This is a genomic window from Rhizobium johnstonii 3841 (assembly GCF_000009265.1).
Lineage (GTDB): Bacteria > Pseudomonadota > Alphaproteobacteria > Rhizobiales > Rhizobiaceae > Rhizobium > Rhizobium acaciae.
This window is the reverse complement of record NC_008380.1, coordinates 609,446-622,467: the sequence shown is the minus strand read 5'-3', so window position 1 is coordinate 622,467 and position 13,022 is coordinate 609,446. Positions and strand designations below refer to the sequence as shown.

Genomic DNA, 13,022 nt, shown 5'->3' with positions numbered 1-13,022 from the left:
GGACGGGGCGAGACCCGTGGCTCGACCCCGGTTTGGTGGCGGCAGCCATGAGGGGCTGGTGAGGGCGCAGTGACTGATGGCGAGGAATTCATCCTGGCAACCGACCCGAAAATCTCGGGTCGGTCGAATATCGGGTCACTCGTGATTCCTGGTGGCCCGTATGGCAACGGCGTCAAACCGATCGCCCGAGAGGTCGATGCTGTTGAATAGGTCGCGGACGACTTTCGCAATTTCTTCTGCGGAAGCGCCCTTGGCATATTCTTCCTGCATACGGCGTCTCACAAGCTTTTCCAAATCTGACATAGTTCACCTCATCAAATCCGGCGCGAGCAGAGTTTCGCGCCGCGACTGATCACAGGCAAGTTACGTTTTGTTTAGAATGGCTTACCGATTTGTAATGTTGGAGCATGTCGCGCAAAAGTGTGCGGCGGTTTTGCGGAAACGACATGCGCAAAACTAAAGCGCAATGTAACGGTCGGCGCGGTGATTGATGGCGACGAAGAGGTTGAGGACGACGGCGCCGAGCACCGAATAGAAGACGACAGGCGGCGTAGTGACGAAGAAGGCGGCGGCGAGCACGCACATGTCGATGACGAGCTGGACGAGGCCGGCGCGGATGCCGAAACGCTCCTGCAGGTAGATGCCGAGAATGCCGACACCGCCGAGGCTGGCGCGGTGGCGATAGAGCGCCAGCAGGCCGAAGCCGAGCAGCAACCCGCCGAGAAGTGCCGCCCAGGCCGGATGAATGCTCGAAATGGACAGGAAGCGCGACTGCACATCGGCAAGCACCGAGGTCAGGCCGATGGCGATGAAGGTCTTGATGGTGAAGGCGATGCCGAGGCGCTTCCAGGAGAGATAGAAGAACGGCAAGTTAAGCAGGAAGAAGGCGAGGCCGAAATTGACGCCGAAGGCATAATGCAGGAGGAAGGCCACACCGGCCGTGCTGCCGGTGAGAAGGCCGGCGCTGGCGAGCACATAAAGGCCGAGTGCGGCAACGAGGCTGCCGGAGAATATGCCCTGCACGTCTTCGATCGGGGTGTGGCGCGTCGCAGTCGTATTCCAGAAGCCAAGGGCATTGATGAGCTGTGTCATGTCGCCAGTCTCCACGGCAGACGAGTTCAAGAACGCGCTTGGGAAGGCCCGGGCGCGACGGAATTTTGGATCATGAAAGGAGCCCGAGCGCCTCGGCGTAATATTGCCGGGCTCTCTGCCGATATGGTGCAGTATCGGGTTTTTCGGTCTTCCGATCAAGCGAAATAGGTAAGCAATACTGACCTATTCAAAAATCGCAAGAAATGTTCGCTCACGCGGGCTTGCGCGTAAGGAACAGAATGCCGGAAACCGGTTTTCCGCCATCTTTGCGAATGACCGACTTGACGGTCTTGAGGATCTCCAGCCCGTGACGGGCAAGAAGCATCCTGACATAGCTTTCCGAATGGGCGTAGCGCAGCGACGGGGCGAGATGGAAGCCGTCACCCTCCCCCGCATCCTCGACGGAAAAGGCGATATCGGCGCCTGATGCGGCGAGTTCTCCGACGATGGCAAAGACGCTTTCGAGATTGCCGAGATACATCAGCACGTCGGCTGCCGTCACCAGGTCGGCGCGATGGCGCCCGGCATCGGCAAAGACGCCGGAGAGATCGGGCGCGAGCGAGAGATCGGCTTGGGCGAGACCGTCATAGACATGTTTCTCGGCGGCCTTCGCCAGCATGTTCTGCGAGAGATCGAAGCCTTCGAGGCGGCCGACATTGGCGCGGATCTCCGGGCCGAGCAGGCCGGTGCCGCAGCCGAGATCGACGGCCAGTTCGTAGCGCCTGCCGGTGGAGGCGATGAGCGCTGCCAGTTTCTGCGGGACGCTGTAGTCGAGCTTTTCGACAAGCGCTGATTCGAAACGGTCGGCATAGTCGTCGAAGAGGCGCTCGACATAGCGGCTCGGCGGCAGGTCAGGCGTGGCTGCGTCGCCGAGAAGGGCGAGCTTGAGGGCGGCGCCAAAAATGTCGTCGGGATCGAGGGTAAGCGTCCTGCGATAGGCCTCGATCGCGGCTTCACCCCTGCCCGCCTTTTCCAGATAGGTGGCAAGGCGATACCAGCCGGCCGCCCAGGCGGGCACGAGCTCGAGGGCCTGCTCCATCAGCTCGGCAGCCGCTTCCGGCTCGCCGCCTTCTTCGAGCATCCTGGCATAATCGGCGCGGCGGTCGGCGATGACGTCGCCTGACGAAAGCTGGTGGGGCTGCATCAATGGGCCTGTAGCTCTTTGTTTTATGCATGTCGTTTTCCCGGAACCGCTGCACACTTCCGGGCGACATGCATTGGCCCGCATTTGGCGGCGGCCACAAAAAAACTCAAGTCCTATTTCAGAGGCGAAGCGGCCAATTCCGGAAAGGGCTTGCGGGCAGCGCGCCGCGACCTTATTCCAAGGGCAAACAGGAGATGGCTTATGTCCGATCAGGCGAACAGGTTCCTCGGCGATTCAATCGGCCGCACATTGATAAAACTTATCGTGGTGTCGCTGATCGTCGGTTTCGTCATGACCGTTTTCGGCCTGACGCCGTGGAGCATCATCGACGGCGTCCGCGACTTCATCCTGGAAATCTGGCACCGGGGCTTCTCGGCTCTCGGGCGCGTCGGCGACTATCTCATCCTCGGCGCGACGATCGTCATTCCGCTCTTCGTCATCCTTCGTCTTTTCAGCTACCGCCGGTAACATGACATCCATCGATCTTTCCAGACGCGGCCTGCTACGCCTTTCCGGACTTGCGCTCGCCGCCGGCATCGCCGGCTGCACCACGACCCCGCGGATGGCCGGCACGCCGTCAGACGGCGAAGACGAGACGGCGAGCGTGCTGCCGCTCGTCAACCAGCTCAGGGCCAAACACGGCCTGCCGGCGCTTGCCGTCGATCCGGCGGCGAGCACTGCCGCCTTGTTTCAGGCAAAACGCATGGCGAGCGCCGGCAAGATGGCGCATCTCATGGGCATGACCGACAGCTTCGGTGCGCGCGTCAAGGCGAGCGGCGTGCGGCTGCCGGCGGCTGAGAATATCGCCGCCGGCCAGCAGAGCGTCGATGCCGTGGTGACGGCCTGGATCAACTCGCCGCATCACCTGGAAAACATGCTCGGACGTTATGGCGGCCTTGGCGTTGCCGTCGCCCATAATACATCTTCCAGGAACCTGCCCTATTGGGCCATGGTGCTTTCCAGCTGAGGTGATTCCGCCTGCAGCAGTTCAAGTGATGCAGCGTCTTTTGCGCGTCTGAAACGACGCGTGGCGCTGCCGCGACGAGGCCGGCATGGATACACGCAGCAATCACAACGCGCTTGCATTCGACGTAACGCACCTAATGGTGCTGTCGATCGCCATTCCGATGACGCTCGGCTTCATGACGACGCCGCTGCTCGGGCTGACGAACACCGCCGTCGTCGGCCGCATGGGCAATGCGGAAGCGCTGGCAGGGCTGGCGATCGGCGCGATGCTCTTCGATCTGATCCTCGGCAGCTTCAACTTCCTGCGCGCCTCGACGACCGGGCTGACGGCGCAGGCCTATGGCCGTCACGACCAGCACGAGCAGCAAGCGGTCTTTTCCCGGGCGATGATTTCGGCGCTCGGCTGCGGACTGGCGCTGCTCTGTCTTTCGCCGCTGCTGATGGCGGCGGGGTTGAGGCTGATGGGGGCGGAAGGCGCGATCGCCGAGGCGACCAGCACCTATTTCTCGATCCGCATGCTGGCAGCACCCGCGGCATTGGCAAATTATGCCATCCTCGGCTTCGTGCTCGGGCGCGGACAGGGCAATATCGGACTGCTGCTGCAGGCGATCATCAACGGCATCAACATCCTGCTTTCCATCTATCTCGGCCTGACGCTCGACTGGGGCGTGGCAGGGGTGGCCTGGGGAACGATGGCCGGCGAAACCGTCGGCGCGCTCGCCGGGCTTTTCATCGTGCTCAGCGGCTTCGGCAAGGCATCGCGGCCGGCATGGTCCGAGGTCTTTTCCCGCCACCGGCTGGCGGAGCTTTTCGCGCTCAACCGCGACATCCTGATCCGGACTTTCGTGCTGATCGGCGCCTTCACCATCATGACGCGGATCGGCACCAGCTTCGGCGCGGTGACGCTTGCCGCCAATGCCGTGGTGATGAATTTCTTCCTACTATCCGGCTATTATCTCGACGGGCTTGCCAATGCCGCCGAACAGATCATCGGCCGCGCAATCGGCGCCCATTACCGGCCGGCCTTCGACCGCGGGCTGAAGCTCACGACCTTGTGGTCCTTCGGGCTGGCGGCGCTCGGCTCGGCCTTCTTCTTCCTCGCCGGCCCCTGGCTGATCTCGGTGCTGACGACCTCACCCGAGGTGCGGCAGGCGGCTGAAACCTATCTGCCCTGGGCGGCGGTGACGGGCCCGACCGGCGCGCTCGCCTTTCTGATGGACGGGGTCTTCATCGGCGCCACATGGTCGGCCGACATGCGCAACCGGATGCTGATATCTTTCGCCGGCTATCTCTTGATGCTCGCGGTCTTCGTGCCGCTCTTCGGCAATCACGGCCTCTGGCTGGCGATGAACGCCTTCCTGCTCTTTCGCGGTTTCTTCCTGGCGATGCTGGTCAAGCGACGGGCCGATCAGACCTTTCGCGCTGCCCAGTAATCGACCCTGGTATCGCGCAGCTCGCGGATCGAGGCGGCCTTTTCGCGATCCAGGAGTTTCGAGAGGCCGCGGACGACATCGCCGGCCAGACCGGGGCCCTCGTAGACCATGCAGGAATAGAGCTGGACGAGATCGGCACCCGCCCGGATCTTCTCCAGCGCGGTTTCGGCCGAGGAGACGCCGCCGACGCCGATGATCGGCAGATCAGGGCCGACGCGCTTGCGCATCCTGGCGAGCACCGCCGTCGACTTTTCGAACAGCGGCACGCCGGAAAGGCCACCCGTCTCCTTCGCCTGGCGCTGATCCTTAAGTCCGTCGCGCGACAGCGTGGTGTTGGAGACGATCAGGCCGTCGAGCGCATGCGAGAGCGCTTCCGCGGCAATATCGTCCATGCCTTCCTCGGTAAGATCAGGCGCGATCTTCAGAAAGACCGGGATCTTCCGGCCGGATGCCGCCCCCATTTCGTCACGCGCCGCAAGCACAGCAGACAACAGCACCGCAAGGCTTTCGCGCCCCTGCAGATCGCGCAGGCCAGGGGTGTTCGGCGAGGAGATGTTGGCGGTGAAATAGCGCGCGACGGAATAAAAGCGGCGGATGCCAGCGACATAGTCGGCGATGCGATCCTCGCTATCCTTGTTGGCGCCGATATTGACGCCGATCATGCCGCCGCCCCTCAGCGCGGCGAGGCGCCCGAAAGCGGCATCATGGCCTTCATTGTTGAAGCCGAGGCGGTTGATGACGCCTTCATCCTCCACCAGGCGGAAGATGCGCGGCCGCGGATTGCCGGATTGCGGCTTCGGCGTCACCGTGCCGATCTCGGTAAAGCCGAAGCCGAGCTTCAGCAGCGCCTCCGGCACCTCGGCATTCTTGTCGTAGCCGGCGGCCATGCCGAGCGGATTTTCGAAGGTAAGGCCGGCAACGGTCTGGCGCAGGCGCGGATCGGGTGTCAGCTGGCAGGCGGGCACGAGGCCGGATTTCAGCGCGGCGATCGACATGCCGTGCGCCGTTTCCGGATCGAACAGGAAGAGACCCTTGCGGGCGAGACGCTTGAAGGGATCGATCATGGCTGCAACTCCGGAAAGACATGGGCGCCGGTTTCGTCGAGCGGCAGCAGCGCCTCCCAGAGCACGGCGGCAAGCGGCAGATCGGCGTAGAGATGCGGGAAGAGATCGCCGCCGCGCGAGGGTTCGAAGACCAGCTTGTCACTGAGGCCGCTGCCATCGACGGCAATCAGCAGCAGGCCGGACTGGCCGGCAAAATGCAGCGCGGCGGTCTGCTTCACCTGGTCTGCCGTCGAGAAATGGATGAAGCCGTCCTTGAGATCGATGCCGGCGCCATGAAAAGTGCCGGTTTGTCTGGCTTGCTGCCAGAGCGTTTCCGTCACGATCTTGTAAAGGGTCGGTGTCAGGGTCATCATGGCCTCACGATAGGCTGTTCCTTGGTCACGAGGGCTTTGCCGGAAAGAGGCGGCGATGTCCACGCCCCGGCTCCGAAAAACGGGACCGCTAGAACAGAATTAGAGCATGATGTCGTCCGAAAACCGCGCACACTTTTCGGCATCATGCTCTCCTGCATAATTCCTTAAATCGGAATCGATTTAAGGATAAAATTATGCAGCAATTTAAAGTGCTACCGCGTCCCTCGCGCGTCTGAAAAAGACGCGTGGCGCTGTAGTAACAAAATCCGGAGGATGAGACGATGAAGGCATTCGTTATCACGCTTGGCGTTTTTCTGATGCCGTTGGCCGCGGCGGCCGTCGAACCCGATGCGAGCCGTTTCCAGCTGGAAAAGAGCGGCGACCATTTCGTCCGGCTTGACCGGCAGACCGGGGCAATGTCGATCTGCCAGGACAAGGAGGGCGCCCTCGTCTGCCGGATGGCAGCCGACGAGCGGGCGGCCTATGAGGACGAACTCGACCGGTTGGCAAAGCGGGTGACGGCGCTCGAACAGGGCGGTGTCATCCAGCGCGCGCTGCCGAGCGATGCCGAGGTCGACCGTTCGATCAGCATCATGGAGCGGATGATGAAGAGTTTCATGGGGATGGTGAAGGAGTTCCAGGCCGAGGAAAACACCAATCCCCTTCCGCAGAAGACCTGATCTGATATAGTCGGCATGAGCAAGCTGGCGTGCAACGCGGAGGGGCGGCGGCACATGCCGGCATGGTCGGGCTCTTGGGAGGGAGTTTTCGATGCAGGAACACACCATCATCATTGCGGACGATCATCCGCTTTTCCGCGATGCGCTGCGCCAGGCGGTGATCGGCATGGAAGGCCGGCAGTCGATCGTCGAGGCCGGCGATTTCGCTGCCGCGCGCCGGGCGGCCGGCGCCCATGCGGATGCCGATCTGATGCTGCTCGATCTCGCCATGCCCGGGGTCAGTGGTTTTTCCGGCCTGATGGCGCTGCGCTCCGAATTCGCCAGCCTGCCGATCGTCATCGTCTCGGCAACCGACGATGCGACGACGATCCGCCGGGCGCTGGAACTCGGTGCTTCCGGCTTCATTTCGAAATCCTCCGGCATCGAGGATATTCGCCGCAGCATCCAGACGGTGCTTGCCGGCGATATCGCCACGCCGGAGAGCTATCGCGACGGGCAGGAGCAGGATCCCGATGTCGCCGATCTGATCCACCGCCTGCATACGCTGACGCCGCAGCAGAGCCGGGTGCTGACCATGCTCGGCGAAGGGCTGCTTAACAAGCAGATCGCCTACGAACTCGGCGTCTCCGAGGCGACGATCAAGGCGCATGTCTCGGCGATCCTGTTGAAACTCGATGTCGACAGCCGGACGCAGGCGGTGATCCAGCTCGGCAAGATCAACATGGCGATGGTCGCCTGAGCGATACATTTCCTTTGGCAACAGGATTTTATTCCTCTTCTATCTTTACTCGGGCGGCGCGGTCGGTTAATATTCCGCCGGGTTGGAGCGCGGCGTTGAATGAGCCGCGACGGAATCGCGCATGCTGTCACACAACCAGATCTGGGAAGCGCTCGACAGGCTTGCCGAACGGCACGAGCTGACGCCGTCCGGTCTTGCGCGGCGCGCCGGCCTCGACCCGACCTCCTTCAACAAATCGAAACGGCTTTCCGCCGACGGGCGGCTGCGCTGGCCCTCCACGGAATCGATCGCCAAGGTGCTCGACGCCACAGGGGCAAGCATGGAGCAGTTTCTGGCCTTCATGCGGCCGGACGCCGGCCCCTCCGAGCAGCAGGCCAGGCAGCAGGAAAACGCGTTTCAGCCGCAGGGCGGCTCCATTCCGCTGCTCGGCTTCGCCCAGGCGGGCGCCGGCGGTTTCTTCGACGATGGCGGCTTTCCGGCCGGCCAGGGTTGGGACGTGGTGGAATTTCCGGCCGCCCCTTCGCAGAAATCAGGCGTCTATGCACTGGAGGTGCAAGGCGAGAGCATGATGCCGCTTTATCGCGACGGCGACGTGCTGATCGTCGAGCCGGGGGCGCAGGTGCGCCGCAACGACCGCGTCGTCGTGCGCACAAATGAGGGCGAGGTGATGGCCAAGGTGCTGCTGCGCCAGAGCCCGCGATCGATCGAGCTGCTGTCTCTCAATCCCGAACATCCCAACCGCACCCTCGAGCTTTCCGACGTCGACTGGATCGCCCGCATCATCTGGGCCAGCCAATAGGAAGATATTCCATGCGCCCTGCCGCCTTCATCACAGGTATCACCGGGATGGCGGTGGTGGCCGGCCTGCTGCTGGCAGGCGAAGCAAGGCTTGGCGGCGGCACGGCCGGCGAAGAGATGGCGTCCGCGGAGGAGACAGCGACCGCGTCGGCGGATGCCGCCCCTGAGGCCGGCGAACGTGCGACAATCTCGGACGACCGTGCCGAAATGATTGCTCGCTCAGTGGAGCCGACGGCTCCGCCTTCTCCGGGGTCGGGGCCGGTGTCGGGCGACGGCGGGGCACCCAAACCGACCGATGCACCGCAACAAGCGGAGACGCCGGCCGGGCAAACGGCAAGTCCGGCTGCGAAAAAGCCTGTGGAGCTGGCGCGGCCGATGGTCGACAATGGCGGCATTCTGTCCTTTGGCGAGCGCCGGCTTCAGCTTGCCGGCATCGTGCCGACGCCGGTCGACAGGATATGCGGGCCGGCGGGCCGGCAATGGCCCTGCGGCATGATGGCGAAGACGGCGCTGCGCCTGTTGTTGCGCAACCGCAGCGTCAGCTGCGATCTCGAGACGGTGGAATGGAAGGAAACAGTAACGACTGCCTGCCGGCTCGGCACAGAGGATCTCGGCTCATGGCTCGCCGAAAACGGCTGGGCGGAACCGGCGGCGGGTTCGCCGCTTACGGCTGCCGCCGAAAAGGCCAGGCAGGCAGGAAAAGGCCTCTACGGCGATGATCCGCGCCGCAATTAAACCGGCAGCCACGACAGTGGTCGGACAGCCCCGGATCGGGCCGATCCCTTGTAATGGCTGTCGTCAATTCCTAATCTGGGCTGACCGAAAAAGGAATCAGAGATGAACAAGCCGCTTTCCGCCCATGACGCGCTGATCTACGTGATGGTGATGGCATCCGCCGTCGACAGCACGATGAACGACAGGGAGATGACAAGGATCGGCCAATTGATCGGATTCCTGCCGGTTTTCCGGGATTTCGACGACGACAAGCTGATTGCAGTAGCGCGCGACTGCGCCTCGCTGCTGGCCGGGCCGGAAGGCCTCGACGTCGTTCTCGAAACCGTGCGCGATACCCTGCCCGCAAAGCTCTACGACACGGCCTATGCGCTGGCCGTCGAAGTGGCATCCGCCGATCTCTCGGTCAAGGCGGAGGAGTTGCGGCTGCTCAGCCTGCTGCGCGATCGGCTCGGCCTCGACAAGCTCACCTGCGCGGCGATCGAGCGCAGCGCGATTGCCCGCTTCCGCAAGGGCTGAATGCATCAGCTTTGGACTGCTGCATAATTCAATAAAGCCCGTAGGGGAAATAACGCAGATAGATTTCCTGGAGGCGGCCGTTGCGCGACAGCGTGGCGAGCGCGTGGTCGATGGCTGATGTCAGCACGCTGTCCTTCTGCCGCAGCATGATCGTCATGCCCTCGCCGAGGAAATGCTCGGAGAGATAGGGGCCGTCGAACAGCGCGCAGCATTTGGCTGAGGCCGGCGAAGAAACCCAGAAGGAAAGCTGCAGCGCATCGGCAAAGGCGGCATCGACCTTGCGATCCTTGAGCGCCGCAAGCAGGGCGTCCTTCGTGTCGAACGGCTCGGCCTTGAGCGTGGGGAAAAAGGCTGCCAGCATCGCCTCGTGCACCGTCCCCCTGACCACGCCGACCGGGTGGCTGGAAAGCGCGGCAGCGGTCTTTCCGTCGAGCGGCACGCCGAGATTGCGCACGAAGCGCGCCGGCAGCATCAGATAAGGTCTGGAGAAGAGGAATTGCCGGCGCAGCTCCGGGGTCACGGCAAGACCGGCGATGACGGCATCGCCCTGCGAGGCGGCAAGCGCATCCCTGAGGTCGGCGAAGGGGATCGCCTGGATCTGGCACTTATCGGATATTTCCAACTCGCTGCAGATTTCGCGGGCGAGGTCGACATCGAAACCGGAAAGCTTGCCGTTCTGATCGGTGAAATTGAAGGGCGGGAAATCAACCGAGGTCAGGAAGCGCAGGCGCACCAGCGAGGAGAGATCGGGCCTGGCAAGACGCTCGCGCGCATCGAAGAGCAGCGGCAGCGAGGGCGCCGCCTGCTGGGCCGATGCGGCAAAACTCGAAAAGAGCACGCCCAGAAACAGGCCGAGCGTGAAAAAACCCTTCAGAGTCAGGGATGCCAGCTTGGATTGCATCATCGTGATTGTGGTCTCTGGGTTAAGCGCGAAGCATTGCGACGTCGGCGAGATGTATCAGAGTCATGCGTGGCGGGGAATATGCGTGGGAGTGAGCCGGATCGTGCTGCCGTGCGAAGAGCAGCCTTCATGCGACATCCCTGGCCCAGGAGATCTCAGAACCAGCCCCTCATCCGGCTGCCGCCACCTTCTCCCCGTAAACGGGGCGAAGGGGATATGCCGCGACCTCTCGGCTCCCATCCGACCCTCGCATGGCACGTCCCCTCTCCCCGTTAGAACGGGGAGAGGGTTAGGGTGAGGGGCAACCACTAGCGCGAACTGGATAGCCTTGGCGCAGGACCCGAGACGACAATTCAGCCCCAAAAAATCACAGCCAACCACCGCCTCGTGTTAGCGCGGAATTAAAGAATATCGCCTTTATTTATTGCGACGACATCGGACCCCGCCAGCCGATCGCATGATGCAAGCGTCAGCCCAAACGTAATCCCTAAACCGCGATATTGAAGCAGCGTTTTTCTGCAGCAATTGATTTCAAAAGCAACGGGCGCGCGAGCACGCCCCGTCAATCGGGTGACATTTCCATGCTGAAACATCTGAAAATCCGCACCAAAATCATATCGGTCGTGGCGCTCCTGGGGCTCATCACCATGGCCGGGCTGATCTATGTCATTTCCGAGTTCCGCCGTGCGGACGCCGCCTACAGCGCCTTCATCGATCATGAGGCGCAGGCCTCGATGCTGAGCGCGCGCGCCAGCGCATCGGCGGTGGCCTCGGTGCTGCAGGTAAGCCTGCTTGCCGACATGAAGCCCGATACGGCCGAATTCCAGAAGGCGCTCGCCATACCGAGCAAGCTGCCACAGGCGCGTGACCGCATGAAGCAGGCGCTGGCGCTGGTGCCCAGCCGCAAGCCGGCGATCGATGAAATTCAGGCTGGCATCGATGAGATCGAAGCGCTGGCGAACAAGATCATCGAACAGAGCAAAGCCAAGGACAGCGCCGGCGCCCAGGCGAATGTTGCCCTGATCAATGCCAAGCTCGATGCGCTGACGCCGAAGATGATCGCCAACAATGATGCGATGATGGCGATGCTCAACGATGGCGGCGACGCGCTCTCGGCTTCCGTCAACGGACGGATCGTCTTCTGTTTCGTGCTGATCGGCATCGCCGTTCTTGCCGCCGTCGGTTTCAGCGTGGTCGTCGCCCAGAAGGGTATCGCCGGCCCGATGACGCAGTTGCGCCAGCGCATGACGCGGCTTGCCGAGGGCGATACCACAAGCGATGTCAGCGGCCTCGACCGCGGCGACGAAGTCGGCCAGATGGCAAAGGCCGTTTCGGTCTTCCGCGACAATGCAATCGAGCGCGCCCGGATCGAAGCGCGCGCCGAAGCAGACCGCGACGTCAGCGACAGCGAGCGCCGCGACCGCGAGGCGCAGAAGGCCCGTGAAGCATCCGAACTCGACCGCGCCGTCACCGCGCTCGGCGACGGCCTGCGCCGCCTTGCCGCCGGCGATCTCGCCTCGCATATCGCCGAGCCCTTCGTCGCGCATCTCGATGCGCTGCGTGAGGATTTCAACAACTCGGTCGAGAAGCTCAACGAAACCCTGCATACGGTCGGCGCCAATGCCCGGGCGATCGGTGCCGGCGCCAACGAGATTCGTTCCTCCGCGGACCAGCTTTCGCAGCGGACGGAACAGCAATCGGCCTCCGTCGAAGAAACGGCAGCAGCGCTCGAGGAGATCACCACGACGGTGCGCGACGCCGCCAAGCGGGCCGAGGAGGCAAGCCAGCTCGTCGCCCGCACCCGCCTCGGTGCCGAAAAATCAGGCGAGGTCGTCCGCAAGGCCGTCTCCGCCATGCAGCAGATCGAGAAGTCCTCGGGCGAAATCTCCAACATCATCGGCGTCATCGACGACATCGCCTTCCAGACCAATCTTTTGGCCTTGAATGCAGGCGTCGAAGCCGCCCGCGCCGGCGACGCCGGCAAGGGCTTTGCCGTCGTCGCCCAGGAAGTGCGCGAACTTGCCCAGCGCTCGGCAAAGGCGGCCAAGGAGATCAAGGCGCTGATCAGCACCTCCGGCTCGCATGTGCAGACCGGCGTCTCGCTGGTCGGCGAAACCGGCAAGGCGCTCGACGCGATCGTCCACGAAGTGCAGGAGATCAACCAGCACGTCCACGCGATCGCCGAAGCCTCCCGCGAACAGTCGATCGGACTGCAGGAGATCAACACCGCCGTCAACACCATGGATCAGGGCACGCAGCAGAATGCGGCGATGGTTGAAGAATCCACTGCCGCCAGCCACAACCTCGCCACCGAAGCGGCAGCGCTCAACAACCTGCTCGGCCAATTCAGGCTGACGGGCACCGGCGGCTTCACCACTAGTGCGCCAATCGCCACAACACCACGCGCTGCCGCCCGCCCGGCAGCCAGGTCGCCGGTCCGCGTCGCCCGCGAAGGCACCGCCCGCCCGGCCGCCTCGCCGGCCCGCGCGCTCGGCCAGAAAATCGCCAACGCCTTCGGCGCCGGCAGCAGCACATCGCCGAGCCAGGATCCCGACTGGACGGAATTCTGAGCCGCTTGAGGCTTGCCCCTCATCCGGCTGC

General features: G+C 63.1%; 15 protein-coding genes. 9 read left to right on the top strand and 6 right to left on the bottom strand.

From position 1 onward, the window contains the following. Window positions 1-135 precede the first annotated feature (135 nt). The 3 genes from RL_RS39815 to RL_RS03025 form a co-directional block, all read right to left on the bottom strand. Entirely contained in the window at window positions 136-303 is a 168-nt protein-coding gene (locus RL_RS39815) for a hypothetical protein (protein ID WP_155251645.1), read from the bottom strand. 153 nt (window positions 304-456) lie between these two features. Beyond that, entirely contained in the window at window positions 457-1,092 is a 636-nt protein-coding gene (locus RL_RS03030; protein ID WP_041936161.1) for a YitT family protein, read from the bottom strand. A 211-nt stretch (window positions 1,093-1,303) separates the two neighbouring features. Beyond that, window positions 1,304-2,236: a class I SAM-dependent DNA methyltransferase gene (locus RL_RS03025; RefSeq protein WP_011650362.1), complete on the bottom strand. Its 933-nt coding sequence runs from the start codon at window positions 2,234-2,236 to the stop codon at window positions 1,304-1,306. A gap of 201 nt (window positions 2,237-2,437) precedes the next feature. Between RL_RS03025 and RL_RS03020 the strand changes: the two genes are divergently transcribed. The 3 genes from RL_RS03020 to RL_RS03010 all read left to right on the top strand — a co-directional run bounded on the left by RL_RS03020 (window position 2,438) and on the right by RL_RS03010 (window position 4,635). Continuing rightward, window positions 2,438-2,704, top strand: a complete 267-nt coding sequence (locus RL_RS03020; protein ID WP_024321021.1) for a DUF6460 domain-containing protein — start codon at window positions 2,438-2,440, stop codon at window positions 2,702-2,704. 1 nt (window position 2,705) lies between these two features. Continuing rightward, window positions 2,706-3,203, top strand: a complete 498-nt coding sequence (locus RL_RS03015; RefSeq protein ID WP_011650360.1) for a CAP domain-containing protein — start codon at window positions 2,706-2,708, stop codon at window positions 3,201-3,203. Window positions 3,204-3,288: 85 nt separating this feature from the next. Beyond that, window positions 3,289-4,635: an MATE family efflux transporter gene (locus RL_RS03010; protein WP_011650359.1), complete on the top strand. Its 1,347-nt coding sequence runs from the start codon at window positions 3,289-3,291 to the stop codon at window positions 4,633-4,635. On the opposite strand, the gene RL_RS03005 is transcribed toward RL_RS03010, so the two are convergent. Beyond that, a complete protein-coding gene (locus RL_RS03005; protein ID WP_011650358.1) occupies window positions 4,611-5,699 on the bottom strand; it encodes a quinone-dependent dihydroorotate dehydrogenase in 1,089 nt (362 codons plus the stop codon). The genes RL_RS03010 and RL_RS03005 overlap by 25 nt on opposite strands. Beyond that, window positions 5,696-6,049 carry a DUF952 domain-containing protein gene (locus tag RL_RS03000; protein ID WP_028740405.1) on the bottom strand — a complete coding sequence of 118 codons (354 nt, stop codon included), beginning with the start codon at window positions 6,047-6,049 and terminating at the stop codon, window positions 5,696-5,698. The genes RL_RS03005 and RL_RS03000 overlap by 4 nt, the downstream gene beginning before the upstream one ends. A 284-nt stretch (window positions 6,050-6,333) precedes the next feature. On the opposite strand from RL_RS03000, the gene RL_RS02995 reads away from it, so the two are divergent. The 5 genes from RL_RS02995 (at window position 6,334) to RL_RS02975 (ending at window position 9,520) form a co-directional block, all read left to right on the top strand. Next, entirely contained in the window at window positions 6,334-6,732 is a 399-nt protein-coding gene (locus RL_RS02995; RefSeq protein WP_011650356.1) for a hypothetical protein, read from the top strand. Window positions 6,733-6,823: 91 nt separating this feature from the next. Further along, window positions 6,824-7,471, top strand: a complete 648-nt coding sequence (locus RL_RS02990; RefSeq protein ID WP_011650355.1) for a response regulator — start codon at window positions 6,824-6,826, stop codon at window positions 7,469-7,471. A 121-nt stretch (window positions 7,472-7,592) separates the two neighbouring features. Further along, the gene (locus RL_RS02985) at window positions 7,593-8,270 is read left to right on the top strand and encodes a S24 family peptidase (RefSeq protein WP_011650354.1); all 678 of its coding nucleotides are present in this window, start codon (window positions 7,593-7,595) and stop codon (window positions 8,268-8,270) included. A gap of 11 nt (window positions 8,271-8,281) precedes the next feature. Next, window positions 8,282-9,004, top strand: a complete 723-nt coding sequence (locus tag RL_RS02980) for a thermonuclease family protein (protein ID WP_011650353.1) — start codon at window positions 8,282-8,284, stop codon at window positions 9,002-9,004. Between the two features lie 102 nt (window positions 9,005-9,106). Further along, window positions 9,107-9,520 carry a tellurite resistance TerB family protein gene (locus RL_RS02975; protein WP_003545221.1) on the top strand — a complete coding sequence of 138 codons (414 nt, stop codon included), beginning with the start codon at window positions 9,107-9,109 and terminating at the stop codon, window positions 9,518-9,520. A gap of 28 nt (window positions 9,521-9,548) precedes the next feature. Here RL_RS02975 and RL_RS02970 read toward each other — a convergent pair whose 3' ends face one another. Then, window positions 9,549-10,424: a transporter substrate-binding domain-containing protein gene (locus RL_RS02970; RefSeq protein ID WP_011650352.1), complete on the bottom strand. Its 876-nt coding sequence runs from the start codon at window positions 10,422-10,424 to the stop codon at window positions 9,549-9,551. Between the two features lie 578 nt (window positions 10,425-11,002). Between RL_RS02970 and RL_RS02965 the strand changes: the two genes are divergently transcribed. After that, the gene (locus RL_RS02965; protein WP_011650351.1) at window positions 11,003-12,991 is read left to right on the top strand and encodes a methyl-accepting chemotaxis protein; all 1,989 of its coding nucleotides are present in this window, start codon (window positions 11,003-11,005) and stop codon (window positions 12,989-12,991) included. The last annotated feature ends 31 nt before the right edge of the window (window positions 12,992-13,022 follow it).

Coding starts and splice junctions, on each gene's coding strand:
- RL_RS39815 (WP_155251645.1), bottom strand. CDS start 303: ATGTCAGATTTGGAAAAGCTTGTGAGACGCCGTATGCAGGAAGAATAT.
- RL_RS03030 (WP_041936161.1), bottom strand. CDS start 1,092: ATGACACAGCTCATCAATGCCCTTGGCTTCTGGAATACGACTGCGACG.
- RL_RS03025 (WP_011650362.1), bottom strand. CDS start 2,236: ATGCAGCCCCACCAGCTTTCGTCAGGCGACGTCATCGCCGACCGCCGC.
- RL_RS03020 (WP_024321021.1), top strand. CDS start 2,438: ATGTCCGATCAGGCGAACAGGTTCCTCGGCGATTCAATCGGCCGCACA.
- RL_RS03015 (WP_011650360.1), top strand. CDS start 2,706: ATGACATCCATCGATCTTTCCAGACGCGGCCTGCTACGCCTTTCCGGA.
- RL_RS03010 (WP_011650359.1), top strand. CDS start 3,289: ATGGATACACGCAGCAATCACAACGCGCTTGCATTCGACGTAACGCAC.
- RL_RS03005 (WP_011650358.1), bottom strand. CDS start 5,699: ATGATCGATCCCTTCAAGCGTCTCGCCCGCAAGGGTCTCTTCCTGTTC.
- RL_RS03000 (WP_028740405.1), bottom strand. CDS start 6,049: ATGACCCTGACACCGACCCTTTACAAGATCGTGACGGAAACGCTCTGG.
- RL_RS02995 (WP_011650356.1), top strand. CDS start 6,334: ATGAAGGCATTCGTTATCACGCTTGGCGTTTTTCTGATGCCGTTGGCC.
- RL_RS02990 (WP_011650355.1), top strand. CDS start 6,824: ATGCAGGAACACACCATCATCATTGCGGACGATCATCCGCTTTTCCGC.
- RL_RS02985 (WP_011650354.1), top strand. CDS start 7,593: ATGCTGTCACACAACCAGATCTGGGAAGCGCTCGACAGGCTTGCCGAA.
- RL_RS02980 (WP_011650353.1), top strand. CDS start 8,282: ATGCGCCCTGCCGCCTTCATCACAGGTATCACCGGGATGGCGGTGGTG.
- RL_RS02975 (WP_003545221.1), top strand. CDS start 9,107: ATGAACAAGCCGCTTTCCGCCCATGACGCGCTGATCTACGTGATGGTG.
- RL_RS02970 (WP_011650352.1), bottom strand. CDS start 10,424: ATGATGCAATCCAAGCTGGCATCCCTGACTCTGAAGGGTTTTTTCACG.
- RL_RS02965 (WP_011650351.1), top strand. CDS start 11,003: ATGCTGAAACATCTGAAAATCCGCACCAAAATCATATCGGTCGTGGCG.